The following is a 19,627-nucleotide window of genomic DNA, read 5'->3' as shown; positions in this document are numbered from 1 at the left end:
GTGAGTGTCATTATGTCGATCAAACGTCGTTTCATTGCAGGTGCAAAATGTCCGAAATGTGAAGCTATGGATCGTATTGTCATGCTCACTTCAGGTGATTCAGAATGGATCGAATGTATTGAATGTAACTATTCTGAAAATCGTCCGACACATATAGATGAACCTCCAATGCCTGAGGTTGCAGACGAAATTGGTGTTATTCAATTTAAGCCGCGCCCAAGAAATTAAGATGTTTTAAAAATCAACAAAGCCAGCTCGATGGAGCTGGCTTTGTTGTAAATTCATCAAAAAATAAGCACCCGAAGGTGCTTATTTTATTTAATTATTGATACCAACCGAATAACTTAAAGATATAAGGCACATAGGCGATAATCAACATTGCTGGAATCATCACAATCAGAGGTAGAATCCAACGTTCGTATTTGTAGTAGAACGTTTTATCTTTCACTTCTGCATCGGCAGCAGCCACCTCTTCATCTCCAATCGACTGCCTTGCGAGCAAGTGATTGAGTGCAACTGGAGGTGATATATAACCCAATTCGAAACCAATTAAAGCAATCATCCAGAAGTGAACAGGATCAATACCATAAGCGTAGGCGACAGGCGCAACTGTTGCTGAAATTAAGATGACAGCACCAAACGGATCCATAATCATACCGACAAATACCATGAGACATACGATCAAGGTAATCACGATATAGATATTTTCAATATCCGTTGGGAAGTGTTCCATCAACTCGATACGCTCTAAGTATCCACCAACGCTGACAGACAATGCCATTAAGATCACAAGCGCCCCGATATGTCCGACTGTTTCACTTGCAGATACATGAATTGACTTCCAGAAACTCACTTTACGCGCAGGATTGTCTGGACTATCTTGCGCTGCAATTTCAGATGCTGACACTCGCGCCTTAGCTGCTTCTTGTTCAACCGAAGTATGGCTTAATGTCGTATCCCAATGTCCTACTGGTGCGAGTGGTGCTGGTTCATGACGTAATTTTTCATAAAGCACCATGACAAGTAAGATGATTGGCATCATGACTGGTGCAGTGAACTCATTCAAATTGGTATTTAATGCATACTTGTAGAATGACCACACGATCAGGAACACGATCACATAAGGAACTACTGCCACTAATGCCTTAGCGGAATTCGGGAATGCAACTGATGGCGCTGCAATACGGAATTTTTGCTCAGCAAAGAACAGTGAAATTAATAGGAACAGTGTCGAAGTGATGAGGAAAACACCGATACCATATTGGTATAATAAATCAGTCGTTACTTCTTTGTTCAGTGATGCAACAACAACAATCAATAGACATGGACGGAGTACCACACCAAGCGAACCCGACATCGCTGCTGTAGCCAAAGCGAATTGACGGCGTCCGCCCGCATTCCAAACTTCTTTATAAATGATCGCACCTGCAGCGATTACAAAAATACCTGATGCACCTGTATAAGCTGTAGGTAATGCAGCAGCAAGTAAGATTAACCAGGTAAGCGTTTCAGGCGCTAGATTCCATGGACGTAAAATATTTAGGAATTTATCAACAATTAATGTCTGCTTTAACAGCATACCTGCCCAAATGAACAGTGATAAATTAAGGAAAATGGTAGAGAACTCAACCAGCTGCCCTAAATAAATCCCTTGACCCATTGGATAGTCCATCACAAAGGTAAAGTTAAATCCTGTTGTGATCGCCATATAGGCATAAAGTGGGACTGACAATAATGCCATGCCAATCGTACCACCTGGCTTCGCATTTTCTGGTACACGGAACAATTGGTACAAACTAATTAATGTCAGTGTACTGAACAAGATTATCCATAACCAATAGATGATTGTCATCTCACTGGTTGGCGGAACACCAGAGTTCAATACAGATCTATACTGACTGATCGCTGAACTGGTTAAGAAACTGTTCGCAAGTATCATTGCGACAGCGTAAACCCGATAATCTAAAACAGAACTTGGACCGCGTAGACCAATGTGGTGGATTTTAAGTGTTGCAGTGATCGCTGCAAGTACCACCATGATAATCAATAGAACTGCCTTATTTTCCGTACCAAATTGGAAAATACCAAAGAAAGTTGTTTCCATGGTTCGGTAAGTTCGTATTGAAGGATTATCTTCTAAATACTGAATTGACTTATCATAGAAGGCATATTTTTCTTCACATAACTGTTGACCAGCCAATACAGAGGCACGAACATCTTCTTCAGACGTTGTACCAAAGATATCTGCAAATTCATCTTTTGCATTAGCTTGCATTTGGTTTTGAACCAAAAGGTCAATATTTGGATTTCGATCACAGACTGGCTTTTCAGGTTCGGCACGCAAGAATGAATACTGCATACCAATTTTTTCGTCACCGTATAGACTTTCACCTATACGTAACATCTGCCCGTGAATCATTTCTCCTGTCCCGATGATGAGCGTCAGTAACAGTAGAAGCAAAATCGTAAACGCAGATATCCACTCAGTCCATATATAACTAAGTAGACCTAACCCAGATCTCTTTTTAGAAGGCTCTTGCATTGTTATTCCATTATTTAATACTGCTATACATTGCCTGTACAGCTCATCTTTTCTAATTCGGGCTTAGGCAAAATCCTTTACCTAATTTCCTTACCACTTTTATCACATGAATCTGACTGATTTTTTTTTAAAAAAGAATGACTGACTTTTCCATTTTTTTTAAATTTATGCCAATTTTCATCAATTCACCTCTTAAGAGCGAGATAAAAACCAACTAAATCAGTAGGCTATACCATACTGTATTTATTTTTTTAAACAAATATGACCTTAAAAAAATAAATGCAAAAGATTTGAATCTGATCACACATTAAAATAAGTGATAATTAAGCATCAGAGGAATTAAGAGATGTGTGTGTCCTTCACGGAGATGTGCTGATAAATTAAAAAGAACATGCTGAGTAATGCCCCCCATATTGCACCTGTTAAATGTGCTTCAACCAATACTGGGCTACCAATCATTTGCGCAGTATCGAGAGAACCAAAGATATTTTCCCACAAAATTTTGCCCGTGATTAAAGCTAATACAAGCAGCGAGAATTTACGTTCTTTTTCAAATTTTAAAAAATAAACTGCCAAAGCCATATACATACCATGTAGCACCCCTGATAGACCTGCATAAGCTTCAACGCGAGGATAAACATAAAAAAAACTTAAACTAATTAATGGCGGGAGTGCGATCAACAAGTACAACATGTACCTAATTTTGACATATGGGAAGATGAATGGTAGGCAGGCTAAACCCACCATATTCAATGCATAGTGTATCCATCCCACATGTACATAGTGAGCTGTCCATACTCGCCAAATTTCTTCATCCAATACAGGACGCCAATAGAAAAAATACTCCTGAAAAATCTGCAAACTAGCAGCAATACTGATACAGCATGCAATAAACAGTATTTTTCGAATCAGGATAGTATCTTTCATCTTTCGTATTCCTAAAAGAAAAAGAGCTTAAAGCTCTTTTTCTTGAATAACTCCATTTTTAATTTTGAACAAAATTAAAAAATCTTATTCGCCTAATGTGTTCTCGAAAAGATCATCGGCTTCATTGGTCGCTTGATCATCCCAGAAGCTCGACATTCCATCTGCTTCAGTTCGGACACCTGTATTCTCCGTCCAATAACGGTCTGAGATCGCTTGTATCATTTGTCCTGCCATATTATCCAATAACTTAAACTCTGGATTTACAGGAACTTCTTCAGCACGTGAAGCGGCATAAGAACGTAATGCATCACGTATTTTTGCATCGTCACCACTGGCTTGTGCTGCAACAGCATACAAGGCATGCGATAAGCGTACTCCTTTTTGCTCACCAATTTGCATAGATTGTTTAAGCGTTTGGTATGGATCTGGTTTGCCTGCATCAGCTCCAGGTAATAATGTCCAAATCACTGCTCGAGTAGCATTCGGTACGCCCCAGAACTTGTTGTTATCGAGGCAGACCATGCCACGTTCAACAATTGCTGCGATATCTTTAGGAACATGCACTTGACCACCAGAAGCAATATCATTGGTCATCGCTTGTAAGCCACTTAACATGCCTAACAGATATACTGTTTGGTCAAGATTACGACGCATAGTTGGACATGAGTCACCTAAATTATATTTATATTTAGACTGCCAACGCTCCGCAAACAATTGATAACCCGTATATTGACGTTCGGCAGCAACAGCAGCCCAGCGCTTTTGTTCAATACGCGCATCTTGTGCTTCTGTCACTTGACCTGCTTTTGATGCTCTTAGGTATCTTAATTCTGCATCTAAGGCACGATTTTCTGCGCACATCCCTGAAGCTGAATATAAAAGAACTGCCATACGGGTCGGATCAGCACCCATATCTTTAGTCGCCATAATCACAGGAGTCAAAGCTGTGCCCTGATTACACACCATATCCACATCACCCATTGAGAGTACTGGCGGTAAGATGTGTTTTTCACTAAACGCAAGTGATGCATTCGCACCAGTTTTGATTACGTATGAACATCCAGATAAAGTTGTAGCTGCTACAACCGCAATTGCCGTGAAAAGACCTTGAGTCTTTAATTTAGACATACTTCCTGTCCTCAATTTTATAATTTTGTCATCCTTGCGATTTAAAATATCAGATGCAATCGCTGAATAAAAGTGCAGCAATGCACTTCATTAACAATTAGTCTGTCATTGATCTGAATTGAAATAATTGACTTATTTTTTGAATTGTTAAAATTTTGGGCAAAAAAAAGTAGCATTGCGACGGTTCGGCACATGCTACTTATTAAATGGTAAACTCAAGAGAGTTTATTTTGTTCGTTGTTGTGGTGTTCAATTCGTTCCTTCAGCACAGTTCCTAGTCTTCCAATTATAATTGCCATAACAGCAGCAACCACTAGAAACAACCACATATGAATTTCGCTCATTTTGAAATTCCTCATTAGCTGTTGGTATATTTAATGTACTTTAGAAATTTAGATTTCATCGCATTTTTGTCTAACAATTTGATTTTCTTTCATTTTCGTCAAACAATTCATTTTTTGTTCATACTATACGTTTTTAAATAATTGTTTTTTATCATGTTTTAAATTGTAAAATAAAGCACTTTTTGTCTAACAATTAGCCAAAATTTGCATGAGTAATCAAGCTTTTCCATTGTTTTTCATCTATTTGATCTCTCCAAATCACCAAAGAATCTAATTTCTTTTCGTTAAAACTGAGTACAACGAAGTAATGAAAATGAAAAACTCGAGTCAGTTTTGCTTGGTATATTTTTGGATTTGAAGTCATTTGAATCGACCATAAATCTTTGTCTAGTTTTTGTAATTCACTTAATTGTGGTTTTTTTCTAAAACCCCACCAGATAATCAGTATAAATATAATACTGCTTAAAGCATAAATGAGCTCAATACTGATTAATAAAGTAATACTCATGATGAACATAAAGAAAGCGTGAAACACAGCTGAATAAAGGCTGTGTTTCAGTGAATAACGCTCATGGATTATGGACATAATCTTTTAATTTTTGAATAAATTGGCGCAATTCAGGTCGAGGTGGTTCAGAAACCTCCATAAACCAATCCAATAAATCAGGATCTTCTTGCTCAACCAATTCAGCAAACATTGCTTTCTCTTCAGGTTCAGCTTGCAAATAGTATTGCTTTACATAAGGATCAAAATACACGTCAATTTCTTTTAACCCACGACGTGCGCGATAGATAACTTTACGCTCTTCAAGCGTTAATTCATCGTACATTTTTATCCCCTAATCTGTGTTCATTCCATTTTAACTGAAGCCATGAGCTTTGTGTTTTAAAAATATCAATTGACCAAATTCATCAGCATTTCTTGTGTTTTGAGCATTCAACACATTGCACCAATGTTCAGACTCTCTTATGTTGTGGCTATTCTAATAACACTTATGGAAATATAAATATGCAATCAGGCGCAATTCGACCAATTCCTAATATGTTGCCTCGAAAATTATTCAATGCAGAACATGAAGCCTTTCGTGATACTGTCCGAAAATTCTATGAAAAAGAAGTCGTTCCAAATATTGCCAAATACGAAGAACAACAACATGTAGATCGTGACTTATGGAATAAAGCGGGTGAAATGGGTCTATTGTGCACCACAATGCCTGAAGAATATGGTGGATATGGTGTAGATCGACTCTACAGTATGATCCTCATTGAAGAACAAGCTTATGCAATGGATTCATCAACTGGTTTTTCATTGCATTCGGATATTGTTGCGAACTACCTGAATAATTTTGCCAACGAAGAGCAGAAGAAAAAATGGCTCCCTAAAATGGCTTCTGGCGAAGTTGTCACTGCCATTGCGATGACGGAGCCTGGTACAGGTTCAGACTTACAAGCTGTACGAACTTCTGCAGTTTTAGATGGCGATGAATATGTCATCAATGGTTCTAAAATTTTTATTACCAATGGTTATCTATGTGACATGGCGATTGTTGTGTGCAAGACAGGTAATAGTGATAAAGGTTCAGCCAACTTATCGCTTATCATTGTCGAAGCTGATCGAGCAGGATTCACCAAAGGTAAACCACTCAATAAAATTGGTATGAAAGGACAAGATACTTGCGAATTGTTCTTTGATAATGTTCGTGTACCAAAGGAAAATTTAATTGGTATGGAAGGCATGGGCTTCATCATGCTTATGAAAGAACTCGCATGGGAACGTATGCTTGTTGCGATTATCTGCCAAGCAGGTGCAGAAGCTGCCTTTGCGCACACAGTACAATATACAAAAGATCGTAAAGCATTTGGCAAGCCAATTGGTGCATTTCAAAATACACGTTTTAAGCTAGCAGAACTTCGAACTGAAATAGACTTCTGTCGTTCTTATTTAGATCGTTGTATGGAATTACAACTTGAGGGTACGTTAGGTGTAGATGCGGCCGCAGCTGCAAAATATAAAATTTCTGATATGTTCTCTAAAGTCGTCGATGAATGCTTGCAGTTACATGGTGGCTATGGCTTCATGCTTGAATACCCTATTGCACGCGCATATATTGATAACCGTGCAAATCGTATATATGCAGGCACCAATGAAATCATGAAAGAACTCATATCACGTTCTTTATAAATAGAAAAAGGAAGCTTTCGCTTCCTTTTTTATTTTAATAGCTATTCATTAAGATACTAATTTAGGCTTTTTTACAGACTGTGCGGGAGCCTTCGAAAATTTTAAAATACCATCGTTAAAAGTCGCATTTTTGAGATCTTTACGATCAGCTAAATAGTTATGCGTTGCCATCCAAGGTGCCTTAGTACCTTGTTTTGGAAGTTGATCAGCCGCTCGCGCGATATAACCTGATGACATTTCACCCATAACTGTTTCATCGAGCATTGCAGAATGGTCAGTTGGTGCGACAACTTCATCATAACCGTTCTGATCCATATATTTGAATAAACGGCAAATATAATCAGCAACGACATCTACTTTTAAGGTCCATGACGCGTTCACATAACCAATAACCATCGCCATATTTGGTACATCACTTACCATCACACCATTATAAAGCATATGTTCGCTAGTGTTGATCGGCTGACCATCAACAGTCGCTTTGATACCGCCCATAATTTGAATTTCTAGACCAGTTGCAGAAACAATGATATCTGCATCTAAGTGTTTACCAGATTTTAATTGAATACCATTTTCAGTGAAGGATTCAATATGATCTGTTTCAACACTTGCTTTACCACTACGTAAAATTTTGAATAAATCACCGTCTGGCACTACACATAAACGTTGATCCCAAGGATTGTAACTTGGGGTAAAGTGCTTCATATCCACTTTACCTTTCAACTGCATTTCAATAGATTTAAGAAGTAACTTGCGAACCAATTGAGGTTGTTTTTTTGACAAAGCAAAAATCGCACGTTGCATTCCGATATTACGAGCACGCGTGAACTTATATGCCATGTCCTCTGTCATAAATTTACGTGTTTTGTCATAAACAAAATCAATCGAAGGAATTGAAGCAATATACGTTGGTGAACGTTGTAACATTGTTACATGCCCAGCCCCACCTTTTGCCATTGCTGGTACTAAAGTGATTGCAGTTGCTCCACTACCAATGATAACTACTTTCTTACCGGTATAATCTAAATTTTCAGGCCAAAATTGTGGATGAATCAATTGACCTTTAAATTTATCTTGATTTGGAAAATCAGGTTGGAAACCTTGATCGTAGTTATAATAGCCTGTACATCCTAAGACGAAATTAGCTTGCCAAGTTTGTTTCTTTTCATTTTGATCTTGGATTTCTACAATCCATTTTTTAATTGAAGTATCGTAATTCGCTGAAAGTACACGATGTTCAAAATGAATTTTTTCTTTAATATTGTACTCACTAACAACTTCGCCCAAGTAACCTTTAATCGAAGCGCCATCTGCAAGCACATTCGCTTTACGCCACGGCTTAAAATTGTAGCCAAAAGTAGACATATCTGAGTCGGAGCGAATACCTGGGTATTTAAACAAATCCCAAGTTCCACCGAAACTTTTACGACGTTCGAGTATTTCAAATTTACGGTTCGGATTATTTTTAATTAAATGTGCTGCAATTCCAATTCCAGAGATACCAGCACCAACAATAAGAATATCGACTTGCTTATCCATTTCTTTTATTAACCTTTTTATAAGAACATTTTTATTAAAACATATTTTTGACAATACACAATGTCAAGTTTGACTAAAAGTTGCAAAAAACATATCAATTGAGGTCAAGTAATGCCAATTGTTAGACAAAAAAAGGCCGGTTTATTCAACCGACCTTTTTTGAACAACTTGCGATGTTCTACACGAAATTATTTAACTTCGCGATCTACTAGCTCAACGTAAGCCATCGGTGCAGCATCACCTGCACGGAAGCCCGCTTTAAGAACACGTAGATAACCGCCGTTACGTTCTTTGTAACGAGGGCCAAGAACGGTAAATAATTTACCAACAGTTGCTGCTGAACGAGTACGAGCAAACGCTAAACGACGGTTTGCTACTGTATCGACTTTAGCTAAAGTGATTAAAGGCTCAGCTACACGACGTAACTCTTTTGCTTTAGGCACAGTTGTTTTGATCAACTCGTGTTCAAACAAAGAATTAGCCATGTTTTGGAACATCGCTTTACGATGACTGCTTGTACGGCCTAATTTCACACCACTATTACGATGACGCATGGTGATAGTCCTACTTAATTAACGACTACGATAGGCAAAACGATCGTCCATACGTAAACTAGCTGGTGGCCAGTTTTCTAAACGCATGCCGAGTTGTAAGCCTTTTGAAGCCAGAACATCTTTGATCTCAGTCAACGATTTTTTACCTAAGTTAGGAGTTTTTAACAACTCAACCTCAGTACGTTGAACAAGATCACCAATGTAGTAAATATTTTCTGCTTTCAAACAGTTAGCAGAACGAACAGTAAGCTCTAGATCATCTACTGGACGAAGCAAGATTGGGTCAACTTCTTCACGAGGTTCTTGAGCAACTGGAGCTTGATCTTTCTGAAGATCAACAAAGATTGCAATTTGTTGTTGCAAGATTGTTGCCGCTTTACGGATCGCTTCTTCAGGATCAACAGTCCCGTTTGTTTCAAGATCAATGACCAACTTGTCAAGGTCTGTACGTTGTTCTACACGAGCATTTTCAACTGTGTAAGAAACACGTTTAATCGGGCTATAAGACGCATCTAATTGTAAACGTCCCACTGGGCGAGTTTCACCTTCTGGGAAGCGAGAATCAGAAGTCTCATAACCACGACCTTGAACAACTTTCAAGCGCATTTTCAATGAGCCTGAAGCACTTAACGTGCCGATCAAATGTTCAGGGTTAACCACTTCGACATTGTGAGGTAAACGAAGATCAGCGGCAGTTACATCGCCAGGTCCTTGTTTCTCTAATGTCAAATATGCTTCATTTTGATCGAACAGCTTAATAGACAATCCTTTAAGGTTCAGCAAGAGCTCGACGATGTCCTGCTGCAAGCCTTCTAAAGTACTGTACTCGTGCTCGACGCCTTCAATCTCAACTTCAACCACAGCAGCGCCAGGTAAAGATGATAAAAGAATGCGACGTAAAGCATTACCTAGAGTATGACCAAAGCCACGCTCTAAAGGTTCTAGAATCACTTTTGCCGAGGTCCCGCTTGCCGCTTCGACCTTGATCGCTTGCGGAGTTAGAAACTCGTTTGCAGTACGCGTCATTATTGCTACCTCAAGGATTATTTAGAATACAATTCAACAATCAAGCTTTCGTTGATTTCAGCAGGTAAATCAGAACGATCAGGTGCAGATTTGAATGTACCTTCTAATTTAGAATGGTCAACTTCCATCCAAGAAGGAGTTCCACGTTGAGCAGCCAATTCAATTGCGTTTTTAATACGTAATTGTTGTTTAGCGCCTTCGTGTACTGCAATCACGTCACCAGCTTTAACTTGGATTGACGCGATGTTAACACGACGACCATTTAAAGTGATTGAACGGTGAGATACAAGCTGACGAGCTTCTGCACGTGTAGAACCAAAGCCCATACGATAAACAACGTTATCTAAACGGCTTTCAAGCAATTTCAACAAGTTTTCACCTGTTGCGCCTTTAACACGAGCAGCTTCTTTATAGTAGTTACTAAATTGACGTTCTAAAACACCGTACATACGACGTACTTTTTGTTTTTCACGTAATTGTAGTGAGTACTCTGATTGTTTACCACCACGAGCTCCACCATGTTGGCCAGGAGCTTTAGCATGTTTTTTTGTCTTAACATCAAACGGTTTAACGCCTGATTTAAGTTGCAGGTCTGTCCCTTCGCGGCGAGAGAGTTTGCATTTTGGACCAATATAACGAGCCATGAATGTTTCTCCTTACACGCGACGTTTTTTAGGTGGACGGCAACCGTTGTGAGGAATTGGAGTCACATCGGTAATGCTATTAATTTTATAACCCACTGCACCTAAAGCACGAACCGCAGATTCACGACCTGGACCAGGACCTTTAACAAGGACGTCCAAGTTTTTCAAACCGTAATCCAAAGCAGCTTTACCAGCAACTTCAGCAGCTACCTGAGCAGCAAACGGAGTTGATTTACGTGATCCACGGAAGCCTTGTCCACCTGAAGTGGCCCAAGCCAGTGCATTACCTTGACGATCGGTAATAGTCACAATGGTGTTATTAAAAGAAGCGTGAATGTGTGCAACACCTTCAGAGACGGTACGAGTGACCTTCTTGCGTGTGCGAGTATCTTTAGCCATCTTTTAGCTTCCAGAAATCTTATTTCTTAATAGGTTTGCGCGGACCTTTACGGGTACGTGCGTTAGTTTTGGTGCGTTGTCCGCGGACAGGCAAGCTGCGACGATGACGAAGACCGCGGTAGCAGCCTAAATCCATTAAACGTTTAATGTTCATGGAAATTTCGCGACGTAAGTCACCTTCGGTCGGAACCTTAGCAACTTCTGCACGAATCGCATCAAGCTGAGCGTCATCTAATTCACGGATCTTAGTAGTTGGTGCAATACCAGTTGCAGCTAAGATTTGCTTAGCAGTATGGCGACCAATACCAAAGATATACGTAAGAGAGATAACAGCATGCTTGTTATCCGGAATGTTTACACCGGCAATACGAGCCATTCACTTTCTCCAAAAAGGCAGTAGAGATAATCAACCGCCCCACAAAATCTTTGAGGGGCGGATAATAACCTAATTAGCCTACTGAAATCAACAGGTCTTGATCAGATTAACCTTGACGCTGCTTATGACGAGGTTCAGCGCTACAAATCACGCGGATTACCCCATTACGACGGATAACTTTACAGCTACCACAAATTTTCTTTACAGAAGCTTGAACTTTCATGATGAAACCTCTAAGTGCGCTTATCCCTTAGGATGAGCAGTCGTTTTACTCATTAGTGTTTGATTATCATATTGGCGCGATGTGAGGTGTGCCTGTAGCTGAGCCATAAAGTCCATAACTACAACAACCACGATCAACAGCGATGTACCACCCAAATGGAATGGAATACCAAAAGAACTTTGAAGTACCATCGGCATTAAACATACAACAGTGATATAAATCGAACCGATAAATGTTAAACGACTAAGAATATGATCTAAATAACGAGCAGTTTGCTCACCTGGGCGGATACCAGGTACATAAGCTCCACTACGCTTTAAGTTTTCTGATACTTCTTTAGGACTGAAAACTAGTGCCGTATAAAAATAACAGAAGAAAATAATAAGCGCACCGAATAGCACCAAATATAATGGTTGTCCAGGCGATAAAACTAATGCCAAATCTTGTAGTGTACGCTTAACGATCCCTGCATTAGGATCAGAACTACCTAACCATTGACCTAAACTTGCAGGAAACAGCAATAACGAACTTGCGAAAATTGCTGGAATAACACCTGCCATGTTGATTTTTAATGGTAAGTGAGTCTGCTGTGCAGTAAATACTCGGCGACCTTGCTGCTTTTGAGCATAGTTAACAGGTATACGACGTTGTGCTTTTTCAATAAACACAATCGCAGCTAAAACAGCTAAAGACAATAAGCCAAATATAGCAATACCAATTAAGCTTGATTGACCATTTTCCACTAGGGTAAATGATTGCACAACCATACTTGGTAAACCAGCAACAATACCTGCAAAGATGATCATAGAGATCCCATTACCAACACCACGTTCGGTAATTTGCTCTCCCAACCACATTAAGAACATGGTACCTGCAACTAACGACGTTAATGCAGGAATATAGAATGCTAAACCTGAAGTAAAGGTAATCCCTTGACTGATCAGACCCGCACACATACCAATACCTTGTACAATTGCAAGGAATAATGTGCCGTAACGCGTATATTGGTTAATCTTACGCTTGCCCTGCTCGCCTTCTTTTTTCAATGCTTCCAGCGAAGGAACAACCGTTGACATTAACTGCACGATAATCGATGCAGAAATATACGGCATGATCCCCAACGCAAGAATGGACATTCGTTCCAATGCCCCGCCTGAGAACATATTAAACAAACCAAGGAAAGTACCCTGGTTTGCATTAAAGAAACGTTCTAAAGCGACATTATCAATACCTGGCAGCGGAATATGCGCTCCTAGTCGAAAGACCACCAAAGCACCAATTAAAAACATTAATCGGCGAATAATTTCACGATATTTCACGTGAAATGGTTGACCTTTCATCATGTGAACATGACCTGTAGAACTAGGAGACATAGACACTCGCGATTACTCCTCGACTTTACCGCCAGCAGCTTCAACAGCAGCTTTAGCGCCTTTAGTCAATGCAACACCTTGAACAGTGAATGCACGAGTGATTTCACCAGAAAGAACGATACGAGCACGAATCATATCTTTACGTACAACGTTCGCTGCTTTTAAAGTTTCAAGAGTAACGATATCGCCTTCAACTTTGTTAAGTTCAGACAAACGTACTTCAGCAGTTTTCAAAGCCAATTGGCTAGTGAAACCGAACTTAGGTAGACGACGATATAACGCAGTTTGACCACCCTCGAAACCTGGACGAGTACCACCGCTCTTACGTGAGTTTTGACCTTTGACACCACGGCCACCAGTCTTACCAACGCCAGAACCAATACCACGGCCTAAACGAAGGTTTTCACGCTTAGCACCTTCTGCAGGTGCAATTGTATTTAAACGCAGAGTCATGGCTTATTCCTCTACACTAACCATATAGTAAACTTGATTGATCATACCACGGTTAGAAGGAGTATCTTGAACTTCTACAGTGTGACCAATACGACGCAGACCTAAACCTTTAAGGCTAAGCTTGTGATTTTTCAAGCGATGCGATGCAGATTTAGTCTGGGTAACTTTAATCGTTTTCATGATTGATTACCCTTGAATTTGTGCTACTGAAAGACCACGTTTCGCAGCAACTTTCTCAGGAGAAGTCATATCACGCAGACCATTAAAAGTCGCGTTTACTACGTTCGCAGCGTTAGTAGAACCATAACATTTAGTTAATACGTTACGTACACCAACAGCTTCTAAAACAGCACGCATAGCGCCACCAGCAATTACACCAGTACCTTCAGAAGCAGGTTGCATGTAAACACGGCTAGCACCGTGACGAGCGTTGATAGGGTGCTGAACAGTACCATCAACAAGTTCAACAGTAATCATGTTGCGACGAGCAGCTTCAAGTGCTTTAGAAATAGCAGCTGGAACTTCACGAGCTTTACCACGACCAAAACCTACGCGACCATTACCATCACCCACAACAGTTAATGCTGTGAAAGAGAAGATACGACCACCCTTAACAACTTTGGCTACACGATCAACGGCAACCAGCTTTTCAACAAGACCTTCGTTTTGTTCAACTTTAGCCATGATTAGAACTCCAAGCCGTTTTCACGAGCAGCATCAGCCAAGGCTTTGATACGACCATGATATTTGAAACCAGAACGGTCAAATGCAACTTTAGTTACGCCAGCTGCTTTAGCACGTTCAGCGATTAAAGCACCAACTTTAGTAGCTGCTTCAACGTTACCTGTAGTACCACTACGTAACGTAGCATCTAAAGTAGAAGCTTGCGCTAATACTTTGCCACCATCTGCTGAGATTACTTGAGCATAGATGTGACGCGGAGTGCGGTTTACACACAAACGAGTCGCACCCAATGCACGGATGTGCAAGCGTGTGCTTTTCGCACGACGCAAACGGGTTTGTTTCTTTTCGTTCATAAGAACCTCGCGCCTTATTTCTTCTTAGCTTCTTTACGAAGTACAACTTCATCAGAATAACGAACACCTTTACCTTTATATGGCTCTGGTGGACGGTAACCACGGATATCTGCAGCAACTTGACCTAAAGCTGCTTTATCAGCAGATTTAAGCACGATTTCAGTAGCTGTAGGAGTTTCAGCAGTTACACCTTCAGGAAGGTTGTAATCGATCGGGTGAGAGAAACCTAGGTTAAGGTGAACTGTGTTCCCTTTAACCGCAGCTTTATAACCAACACCGATAAGTTGTAACTTACGTTCGAAACCTTCGCTAACACCTTTAACAAGGTTGTTAAGCACAGCGCGAGCAGTACCAGCTTGCATCCAAGCATCTTTAGATTCAGCTTTAGGAGCAACAGCTAGAATACCGTCTTCCTGTTTTAGCTCGACCAGCGCATGCAGGTTGAAAGACAAAGTACCTTTGCTGCCTTTCACTTCGACCTGCCGGCCGTTCTGAGTAACTGTTACACCGTTAGGTACAGTTACTGGGGCTTTAGCCACACGAGACATGAGGAATCACCTATTAAGAAACAAAAGCAATAACTTCACCACCGATACCTGCAGCACGTGCAGCGCGATCAGTCATGATGCCTTTGCTTGTAGAAACAATTGCAATACCTAAACCTTGCTTAACGCTTGGAAGGTTATCTTTACCGCGATATTGACGTAAACCTGGACGGCTAACGCGCTTCACAGTTTCAATAACTGGTTTGCCTTCGAAATATTTTAAAGTCAAAGTAAGTGTTGGTTTGCCTTCAGCATCCGCAACAGCTACGTCAGCGATATAACCTTCTTGTTGAAGAACGTTAGCAATCGCAACTTTTAACTTTGAGTTTGGCATAGAAACAGTTTGTTTCTTCGCCATTTGTGCGTTACGAACACGTGTTAACATGTCGGCAACGGTATCTTGCATACTCATTTATAGTGCTCCTTACCAGCTTGCCTTAACAACGCCCGGTACATCACCTTGCATTACTGTGTCACGTAATTTGTTACGGCTTAAACCGAACTTACGGAAGTAACCATGAGGACGACCAGTTAAACCACAACGGTTACGAAGACGTACTGGAGATGCATTACGTGGTAATGCTTGTAACTTCATCATCGCTTCGAAACGCTCTTCGTCGCTTGCATTTACGTTTGCAATAACAGCTTTTAATTCAGCACGTTTTGCAGCGTATTTAGCAACAGTAGCTTCGCGTTTCAATTCGCGATTAATCATACCTTTCTTAGCCATATCGACCTCTTATTTGAACGGGAAGCCGAATGCACGCATAAGCGCACGGCCTTCGTCATCGGTGCGAGCAGTCGTAGTGATGGTAATATCCATACCACGAATACGGTCAATCTTATCAAAATCGATCTCAGGGAACATGATCTGTTCTTTAAGACCCATAGAGTAGTTACCACGACCGTCAAATGATTTCGCAGAGAAACCACGGAAGTCACGGATACGAGGGATCGCGATAGAGATCAAACGGTCTAAGAATTCGTACATGCGTTCGCCGCGTAAAGTAACTTTACAACCAATCGGCCAACCATCACGGATTTTGAAACCAGCGATAGATTTACGAGCTAACGTAAGAACTGGTTTTTGACCAGCGATAGCTTGCATATCAGAAAGAGCACCATCAAGGAGTTTTTTGTCAGCAGCTGCTGCACCAACACCCATATTGATCGTGATTTTAGTGATGCGAGGGATCTCCATCACATTCTTAACGCCCAATTGTTCTTGTAATTGAGCTTTAAGTTCGTCGTTGTAACGCGCTTTAAGTCTGGCCATTGCCTATTTCAACCTATTACTTCGCTACCGCCACTGATTCACCATTTGATTTGTAAACGCGAGTTTTCACGCCATCAATCACTTGGTAACCAACACGGTCAGCCTTTTGGGTTGTAGCATTAAAAATTGCCACGTTAGAGATATGAAGCAAAGCTTCTTGTGTAACGATAGCGCCTTCAGCACCTGTTGCACGGTTAGGCTTTTGATGCTTCTTAACTAAGTTAAGACCTTCAACCTTAACTCGGTCATTAGAAACAGACAAAACAGTACCTTGTTTGCCTTTTTCTTTACCTGCGATCACGATTACTTGATCGCCTTTTTTAATCTTAGCCATGATTGCCTCTATTATAGAACTTCAGGAGCCAATGAAATGATTTTCATGAACTGTTCAGTACGAAGTTCACGAGTCACTGGTCCGAAAATACGAGTAGCAATCGGAGCTTTGTTGTTGTTCAAAATAACAGCAGCGTTATCATCGAAACGAATAACAGAACCATCTGGACGACGGATACCGAATTTTGTACGTACAACTACTGCATTCATTACGTCGCCTTTTTTAACACGGCCACGTGGAATTGCTTCTTTTACAGTAACTTTAATAATGTCGCCAACTGAAGCATAACGACGATGTGAACCACCAAGTACTTTAATACATTGTACGCGGCGAGCACCACTGTTGTCTGCTACGTCGAGCATAGTTTCGGTCTGAATCATTGCCCTACTCCAAAACCGAGCATCACCGGTCACAATTTCGAAAGGCTCAAAGAGTACTCGAAATTGACCGATGATGCAACAAGAACGTTATTTACTCAGCAGCTGCTTCAACAACTTCAACTAAAGTCCAAGACTTAGTTTTAGAAATTGGGCGGCTTTCTTTGATAGTTACAACATCGCCAGTTTTAGCAGTGTTGTTCTCATCATGAGCGTGTAATTTTGTTGAACGGCGGATTGATTTGCCATACAACGGGTGTTGAACGCGGCGTTCGATAAGAACAACGATAGACTTGTCCATCTTGTCGCTTACTACTTTGCCTGTTAACGTGCGAACTGTTTGCTCACTCATTGTGCGTTCCCCTGTTTTTCGGTAAGGAGGGTCTTGATGCGAGCAATAGTTTTACGAGTTAATTGCACTTCGTGCGATTTACCCAATTGACCAGTTGCTTTAGCCATGCGAAGACGGAATTGGTTCAACTGTTGCTCATCAAGCAAAGCTGTCAATTCTTCTACCGACTTTTCACGTAGATCTTTAGTTTTCATTACATTACCGTCCGAGTCACGATAGTGGTTTTAAACGGAAGTTTAGCAGCAGCAAGCGTAAATGCTTCACGCGCTAATTCTTCGTTCACACCTTCCATTTCGTACAGGATCTTACCTGGTTTGATTTCACAAACCCAATATTCCACAGAACCTTTACCTTTACCCATACGAACTTCTAATGGTTTTTCAGTAATTGGTTTGTCCGGGAATACACGGATAAAGATCTTACCACCACGTTTTACACGACGGCTGATTGTACGACGCGCTGCTTCAATTTGACGCGCAGTCATGCGACCACGTTCAACTGATTTAAGTGCGATAGTACCAAAAGATACTGTGCTACCGCGATGTGCTAGACCAGTGTTACGGCCTTTTTGCACTTTACGGAATTTAGTACGTTTAGGTTGCAACATGGATTATTCTCCTTTTTCAGCAGAACGATCATTGCGACGACCACGACGCTCTTGACCTTCACCACGACCGCGACCACGTTTAGCTGGACGTTCTTCAGCTGGAGCTGGGTTCATGACTTGTTTCATGCCGCCCAAGATCTCACCACGGAAGATCCAAACTTTAACGCCGATCGTACCGTAAGTAGTTTCTGCGCGAACCGCTGAATAGTCGATGTCAGCACGAAGAGTATGTAGAGGTACACGACCTTCACGATACCATTCAGTACGTGCAATCTCTGCACCGCCTAAACGACCAGAAACTTCAACTTTGATACCTTTCGCACCAGCACGCATAGTGTTTTGAACCGCACGCTTCATAGCACGACGGAACATTACACGTTTTTCTAATTGAGAAGCAATTGCTTCACCAACTAGACGAGCGTCTAAATCTGGACGATCAATTTCGTTGATGCTTACTTGCGCTGGAACACCCATAATATTGGTAAGTTCGCGCTGTAATTTTTCAATGTCTTCGCCTTTTTTACCGATCACGATACCAGGACGAGCAGTGCTAATTGTTACTTTAGCAGCGCCTGTTGGACGTTCGATAAGAATATTGCTCACCATCGCATTCTTAAGTTTTTTGTTTAAAAACTCACGAACTTGAAGATCTTTAAGCAAGTATTCAGCGTATTGTTTCGGATTCGCATACCAGTTAGCGTTATGACGTTTCACAACACCTAGGCGGATACCGATTGGATGAACCTTCTGACCCATATCAAACCCCTACCTTAACGGTGATGTGACAAGTACGCTTAGTAATACGATCTGCACGGCCTTTAGCACGTGGCAAAATACGTTTAAGGCTCATGCCTTCATCAACGTAGATCGTAGAAACTTTAAGATCGTCTACATCTAAACTGTTATTATGTTCAGCGTTTGCAATCGCAGATTCCAACGCTTTCTTAACTAAAACTGCAGCTTTTTTGTTGCTGAAGTTTAGGATGTTAAGAGCGTGCGCAACAGATTTGCCGCGAATCAAGTCTGCAACCAAACGAGCTTTTTGTGCCGAGATAGCGGCACCGCGTAATTTAGCAGTTACTTCCATCATAGCACCTATTAACGTTTAGATTTCTTGTCAACACCGTGACCACGGTAAGTACGAGTCGGTGCAAATTCACCAAGCTTGTGACCAACCATATGTTCAGATACGATTACCGGAACATGGTTACGACCATTGTGTACAGAAATTGTTAAACCAACAAAATCCGGGAGGATCATCGAACGACGCGACCAAGTTTTGATCGGCTTACGGTTATTAGCCGCGATAGCCGCTTCAACCTTAGCGAACAAGTGCGCATCGACGAATGGGCCTTTTTTCAGAGAACGAGGCATTGTCAGATTCCTTTA

General features: G+C 40.9%; 30 protein-coding genes and 1 pseudogene. 2 read left to right on the top strand and 29 right to left on the bottom strand.

What is annotated here, in order from left to right; translation table 11 throughout:
- Nucleotides 1-18 precede the first annotated feature (18 nt).
- Nucleotides 19-228 (top strand): YheV family putative zinc ribbon protein, encoded by a 210-nt coding sequence (locus AC1M9B_RS12555; RefSeq protein ID WP_481609221.1) that lies wholly within the window; start codon nt 19-21, stop codon nt 226-228.
- A gap of 94 nt (nt 229-322) precedes the next feature.
- Here the strand turns inward: AC1M9B_RS12555 and AC1M9B_RS12550 are convergent, their stop codons facing one another.
- The 5 genes from AC1M9B_RS12550 to AC1M9B_RS12530 form a co-directional block, all read right to left on the bottom strand.
- Nucleotides 323-1,708: a TRAP transporter large permease subunit gene (locus AC1M9B_RS12550; protein WP_481609220.1), complete on the bottom strand. Its 1,386-nt coding sequence runs from the start codon at nt 1,706-1,708 to the stop codon at nt 323-325.
- A gap of 1,173 nt (nt 1,709-2,881) precedes the next feature.
- Nucleotides 2,882-3,469, bottom strand: a complete 588-nt coding sequence (gene rrtA / locus AC1M9B_RS12545; RefSeq protein WP_481586792.1) for a rhombosortase — start codon at nt 3,467-3,469, stop codon at nt 2,882-2,884.
- Between the two features lie 84 nt (nt 3,470-3,553).
- Nucleotides 3,554-4,597: a hypothetical protein gene (locus AC1M9B_RS12540; RefSeq protein ID WP_035265182.1), complete on the bottom strand. Its 1,044-nt coding sequence runs from the start codon at nt 4,595-4,597 to the stop codon at nt 3,554-3,556.
- 537 nt (nt 4,598-5,134) lie between these two features.
- The gene (locus AC1M9B_RS12535; protein WP_481596500.1) at nt 5,135-5,449 is read right to left on the bottom strand and encodes a hypothetical protein; all 315 of its coding nucleotides are present in this window, start codon (nt 5,447-5,449) and stop codon (nt 5,135-5,137) included.
- A 61-nt stretch (nt 5,450-5,510) separates the two neighbouring features.
- Entirely contained in the window at nt 5,511-5,771 is a 261-nt protein-coding gene (locus tag AC1M9B_RS12530; protein WP_035265169.1) for an FAD assembly factor SdhE, read from the bottom strand.
- Between the two features lie 179 nt (nt 5,772-5,950).
- Here AC1M9B_RS12530 and AC1M9B_RS12525 point away from each other — a divergent pair, with 179 nt between their 5' ends.
- Entirely contained in the window at nt 5,951-7,123 is a 1,173-nt protein-coding gene (locus tag AC1M9B_RS12525) for an acyl-CoA dehydrogenase family protein (RefSeq protein WP_035265167.1), read from the top strand.
- A 48-nt stretch (nt 7,124-7,171) separates the two neighbouring features.
- Here the strand turns inward: AC1M9B_RS12525 and AC1M9B_RS12520 are convergent, their stop codons facing one another.
- From AC1M9B_RS12520 to rpsS, 24 genes and pseudogenes are all read right to left on the bottom strand, one after another.
- Entirely contained in the window at nt 7,172-8,662 is a 1,491-nt protein-coding gene (locus AC1M9B_RS12520; RefSeq protein WP_481592039.1) for a flavin-containing monooxygenase, read from the bottom strand.
- A 188-nt stretch (nt 8,663-8,850) separates the two neighbouring features.
- The gene (rplQ, locus tag AC1M9B_RS12515; protein WP_034587447.1) at nt 8,851-9,216 is read right to left on the bottom strand and encodes a 50S ribosomal protein L17; all 366 of its coding nucleotides are present in this window, start codon (nt 9,214-9,216) and stop codon (nt 8,851-8,853) included.
- An 18-nt stretch (nt 9,217-9,234) separates the two neighbouring features.
- Nucleotides 9,235-10,242 carry a DNA-directed RNA polymerase subunit alpha gene (locus AC1M9B_RS12510; RefSeq protein ID WP_035265161.1) on the bottom strand — a complete coding sequence of 336 codons (1,008 nt, stop codon included), beginning with the start codon at nt 10,240-10,242 and terminating at the stop codon, nt 9,235-9,237.
- A gap of 17 nt (nt 10,243-10,259) precedes the next feature.
- The gene (rpsD, locus tag AC1M9B_RS12505; protein ID WP_035265160.1) at nt 10,260-10,886 is read right to left on the bottom strand and encodes a 30S ribosomal protein S4; all 627 of its coding nucleotides are present in this window, start codon (nt 10,884-10,886) and stop codon (nt 10,260-10,262) included.
- Nucleotides 10,887-10,898: 12 nt separating this feature from the next.
- A complete protein-coding gene (rpsK, locus tag AC1M9B_RS12500) occupies nt 10,899-11,285 on the bottom strand; it encodes a 30S ribosomal protein S11 (RefSeq protein WP_001040166.1) in 387 nt (128 codons plus the stop codon).
- 19 nt (nt 11,286-11,304) lie between these two features.
- Nucleotides 11,305-11,661 (bottom strand): 30S ribosomal protein S13, encoded by a 357-nt coding sequence (rpsM, locus tag AC1M9B_RS12495; RefSeq protein ID WP_035265156.1) that lies wholly within the window; start codon nt 11,659-11,661, stop codon nt 11,305-11,307.
- A 106-nt stretch (nt 11,662-11,767) separates the two neighbouring features.
- Nucleotides 11,768-11,884 carry a 50S ribosomal protein L36 gene (gene rpmJ / locus AC1M9B_RS12490; RefSeq protein ID WP_000867907.1) on the bottom strand — a complete coding sequence of 39 codons (117 nt, stop codon included), beginning with the start codon at nt 11,882-11,884 and terminating at the stop codon, nt 11,768-11,770.
- Between the two features lie 20 nt (nt 11,885-11,904).
- Nucleotides 11,905-13,224: a preprotein translocase subunit SecY gene (gene secY / locus AC1M9B_RS12485; protein WP_171076742.1), complete on the bottom strand. Its 1,320-nt coding sequence runs from the start codon at nt 13,222-13,224 to the stop codon at nt 11,905-11,907.
- A gap of 45 nt (nt 13,225-13,269) precedes the next feature.
- Entirely contained in the window at nt 13,270-13,710 is a 441-nt protein-coding gene (gene rplO, locus AC1M9B_RS12480; protein ID WP_035265144.1) for a 50S ribosomal protein L15, read from the bottom strand.
- Between the two features lie 3 nt (nt 13,711-13,713).
- Nucleotides 13,714-13,890, bottom strand: a complete 177-nt coding sequence (rpmD, locus tag AC1M9B_RS12475) for a 50S ribosomal protein L30 (RefSeq protein WP_004786899.1) — start codon at nt 13,888-13,890, stop codon at nt 13,714-13,716.
- A 6-nt stretch (nt 13,891-13,896) separates the two neighbouring features.
- Complete coding sequence (gene rpsE, locus AC1M9B_RS12470) at nt 13,897-14,394, bottom strand: 30S ribosomal protein S5 (RefSeq protein ID WP_035265141.1); 498 nt, start codon at nt 14,392-14,394, stop codon at nt 13,897-13,899.
- A gap of 2 nt (nt 14,395-14,396) precedes the next feature.
- Nucleotides 14,397-14,747, bottom strand: coding sequence for a 50S ribosomal protein L18 (gene rplR, locus AC1M9B_RS12465; protein ID WP_035265138.1), 351 nt, complete (start codon nt 14,745-14,747; stop codon nt 14,397-14,399).
- Between the two features lie 14 nt (nt 14,748-14,761).
- On the bottom strand, nt 14,762-15,295 hold the full coding sequence (gene rplF, locus AC1M9B_RS12460) for a 50S ribosomal protein L6 (protein WP_035265135.1): 534 nt from the start codon (nt 15,293-15,295) through the stop codon (nt 14,762-14,764).
- Between the two features lie 13 nt (nt 15,296-15,308).
- Nucleotides 15,309-15,704 carry a 30S ribosomal protein S8 gene (gene rpsH / locus AC1M9B_RS12455; protein WP_035265132.1) on the bottom strand — a complete coding sequence of 132 codons (396 nt, stop codon included), beginning with the start codon at nt 15,702-15,704 and terminating at the stop codon, nt 15,309-15,311.
- Between the two features lie 12 nt (nt 15,705-15,716).
- The gene (rpsN, locus tag AC1M9B_RS12450; protein WP_067731180.1) at nt 15,717-16,022 is read right to left on the bottom strand and encodes a 30S ribosomal protein S14; all 306 of its coding nucleotides are present in this window, start codon (nt 16,020-16,022) and stop codon (nt 15,717-15,719) included.
- 9 nt (nt 16,023-16,031) lie between these two features.
- A complete protein-coding gene (rplE, locus tag AC1M9B_RS12445; protein WP_004809796.1) occupies nt 16,032-16,568 on the bottom strand; it encodes a 50S ribosomal protein L5 in 537 nt (178 codons plus the stop codon).
- A 16-nt stretch (nt 16,569-16,584) separates the two neighbouring features.
- Nucleotides 16,585-16,902: a 50S ribosomal protein L24 gene (gene rplX / locus AC1M9B_RS12440; protein ID WP_035265122.1), complete on the bottom strand. Its 318-nt coding sequence runs from the start codon at nt 16,900-16,902 to the stop codon at nt 16,585-16,587.
- 11 nt (nt 16,903-16,913) lie between these two features.
- A complete protein-coding gene (rplN, locus tag AC1M9B_RS12435) occupies nt 16,914-17,282 on the bottom strand; it encodes a 50S ribosomal protein L14 (RefSeq protein WP_035265119.1) in 369 nt (122 codons plus the stop codon).
- Nucleotides 17,283-17,373: 91 nt separating this feature from the next.
- On the bottom strand, nt 17,374-17,631 hold the full coding sequence (gene rpsQ, locus AC1M9B_RS12430) for a 30S ribosomal protein S17 (protein ID WP_004691314.1): 258 nt from the start codon (nt 17,629-17,631) through the stop codon (nt 17,374-17,376).
- Complete coding sequence (gene rpmC, locus AC1M9B_RS12425; protein ID WP_035265113.1) at nt 17,628-17,825, bottom strand: 50S ribosomal protein L29; 198 nt, start codon at nt 17,823-17,825, stop codon at nt 17,628-17,630. The genes rpsQ and rpmC overlap by 4 nt, the downstream gene beginning before the upstream one ends.
- Entirely contained in the window at nt 17,825-18,238 is a 414-nt protein-coding gene (gene rplP, locus AC1M9B_RS12420) for a 50S ribosomal protein L16 (RefSeq protein WP_035265110.1), read from the bottom strand. Before rplP ends, rpmC begins: the two co-directional genes overlap by 1 nt.
- Nucleotides 18,178-18,994: pseudogene (rpsC, locus tag AC1M9B_RS12415) on the bottom strand (30S ribosomal protein S3). The gene rplP and the pseudogene rpsC overlap by 61 nt, the downstream one beginning before the upstream one ends.
- A 1-nt stretch (nt 18,995) precedes the next feature.
- Entirely contained in the window at nt 18,996-19,325 is a 330-nt protein-coding gene (rplV, locus tag AC1M9B_RS12410) for a 50S ribosomal protein L22 (protein ID WP_035265103.1), read from the bottom strand.
- An 11-nt stretch (nt 19,326-19,336) separates the two neighbouring features.
- Complete coding sequence (gene rpsS / locus AC1M9B_RS12405; RefSeq protein ID WP_004281508.1) at nt 19,337-19,612, bottom strand: 30S ribosomal protein S19; 276 nt, start codon at nt 19,610-19,612, stop codon at nt 19,337-19,339.
- Nucleotides 19,613-19,627 lie beyond the last annotated feature (15 nt).

This window comes from Acinetobacter sp. ANC_7513, from assembly GCF_056779915.1.
Note: the sequence above shows the minus strand (reverse complement) of the source record. Positions and strands in the feature narration are given on the sequence as shown.

Coding starts and splice junctions, on each gene's coding strand:
- AC1M9B_RS12550 (WP_481609220.1), bottom strand. CDS start 1,708: ATGGCGATCACAACAGGATTTAACTTTACCTTTGTGATGGACTATCCA.
- rrtA (WP_481586792.1), bottom strand. CDS start 3,469: ATGAAAGATACTATCCTGATTCGAAAAATACTGTTTATTGCATGCTGT.
- AC1M9B_RS12540 (WP_035265182.1), bottom strand. CDS start 4,597: ATGTCTAAATTAAAGACTCAAGGTCTTTTCACGGCAATTGCGGTTGTA.
- AC1M9B_RS12535 (WP_481596500.1), bottom strand. CDS start 5,449: ATGAGTATTACTTTATTAATCAGTATTGAGCTCATTTATGCTTTAAGC.
- AC1M9B_RS12530 (WP_035265169.1), bottom strand. CDS start 5,771: ATGTACGATGAATTAACGCTTGAAGAGCGTAAAGTTATCTATCGCGCA.
- AC1M9B_RS12525 (WP_035265167.1), top strand. CDS start 5,951: ATGCAATCAGGCGCAATTCGACCAATTCCTAATATGTTGCCTCGAAAA.
- AC1M9B_RS12520 (WP_481592039.1), bottom strand. CDS start 8,662: ATGGATAAGCAAGTCGATATTCTTATTGTTGGTGCTGGTATCTCTGGA.
- rplQ (WP_034587447.1), bottom strand. CDS start 9,216: ATGCGTCATCGTAATAGTGGTGTGAAATTAGGCCGTACAAGCAGTCAT.
- AC1M9B_RS12510 (WP_035265161.1), bottom strand. CDS start 10,242: ATGACGCGTACTGCAAACGAGTTTCTAACTCCGCAAGCGATCAAGGTC.
- rpsD (WP_035265160.1), bottom strand. CDS start 10,886: ATGGCTCGTTATATTGGTCCAAAATGCAAACTCTCTCGCCGCGAAGGG.
- rpsK (WP_001040166.1), bottom strand. CDS start 11,285: ATGGCTAAAGATACTCGCACACGCAAGAAGGTCACTCGTACCGTCTCT.
- rpsM (WP_035265156.1), bottom strand. CDS start 11,661: ATGGCTCGTATTGCCGGTGTAAACATTCCGGATAACAAGCATGCTGTT.
- rpmJ (WP_000867907.1), bottom strand. CDS start 11,884: ATGAAAGTTCAAGCTTCTGTAAAGAAAATTTGTGGTAGCTGTAAAGTT.
- secY (WP_171076742.1), bottom strand. CDS start 13,224: ATGAAAGGTCAACCATTTCACGTGAAATATCGTGAAATTATTCGCCGA.
- rplO (WP_035265144.1), bottom strand. CDS start 13,710: ATGACTCTGCGTTTAAATACAATTGCACCTGCAGAAGGTGCTAAGCGT.
- rpmD (WP_004786899.1), bottom strand. CDS start 13,890: ATGAAAACGATTAAAGTTACCCAGACTAAATCTGCATCGCATCGCTTG.
- rpsE (WP_035265141.1), bottom strand. CDS start 14,394: ATGGCTAAAGTTGAACAAAACGAAGGTCTTGTTGAAAAGCTGGTTGCC.
- rplR (WP_035265138.1), bottom strand. CDS start 14,747: ATGAACGAAAAGAAACAAACCCGTTTGCGTCGTGCGAAAAGCACACGC.
- rplF (WP_035265135.1), bottom strand. CDS start 15,295: ATGTCTCGTGTGGCTAAAGCCCCAGTAACTGTACCTAACGGTGTAACA.
- rpsH (WP_035265132.1), bottom strand. CDS start 15,704: ATGAGTATGCAAGATACCGTTGCCGACATGTTAACACGTGTTCGTAAC.
- rpsN (WP_067731180.1), bottom strand. CDS start 16,022: ATGGCTAAGAAAGGTATGATTAATCGCGAATTGAAACGCGAAGCTACT.
- rplE (WP_004809796.1), bottom strand. CDS start 16,568: ATGGCCAGACTTAAAGCGCGTTACAACGACGAACTTAAAGCTCAATTA.
- rplX (WP_035265122.1), bottom strand. CDS start 16,902: ATGGCTAAGATTAAAAAAGGCGATCAAGTAATCGTGATCGCAGGTAAA.
- rplN (WP_035265119.1), bottom strand. CDS start 17,282: ATGATTCAGACCGAAACTATGCTCGACGTAGCAGACAACAGTGGTGCT.
- rpsQ (WP_004691314.1), bottom strand. CDS start 17,631: ATGAGTGAGCAAACAGTTCGCACGTTAACAGGCAAAGTAGTAAGCGAC.
- rpmC (WP_035265113.1), bottom strand. CDS start 17,825: ATGAAAACTAAAGATCTACGTGAAAAGTCGGTAGAAGAATTGACAGCT.
- rplP (WP_035265110.1), bottom strand. CDS start 18,238: ATGTTGCAACCTAAACGTACTAAATTCCGTAAAGTGCAAAAAGGCCGT.
- rplV (WP_035265103.1), bottom strand. CDS start 19,325: ATGGAAGTAACTGCTAAATTACGCGGTGCCGCTATCTCGGCACAAAAA.
- rpsS (WP_004281508.1), bottom strand. CDS start 19,612: ATGCCTCGTTCTCTGAAAAAAGGCCCATTCGTCGATGCGCACTTGTTC.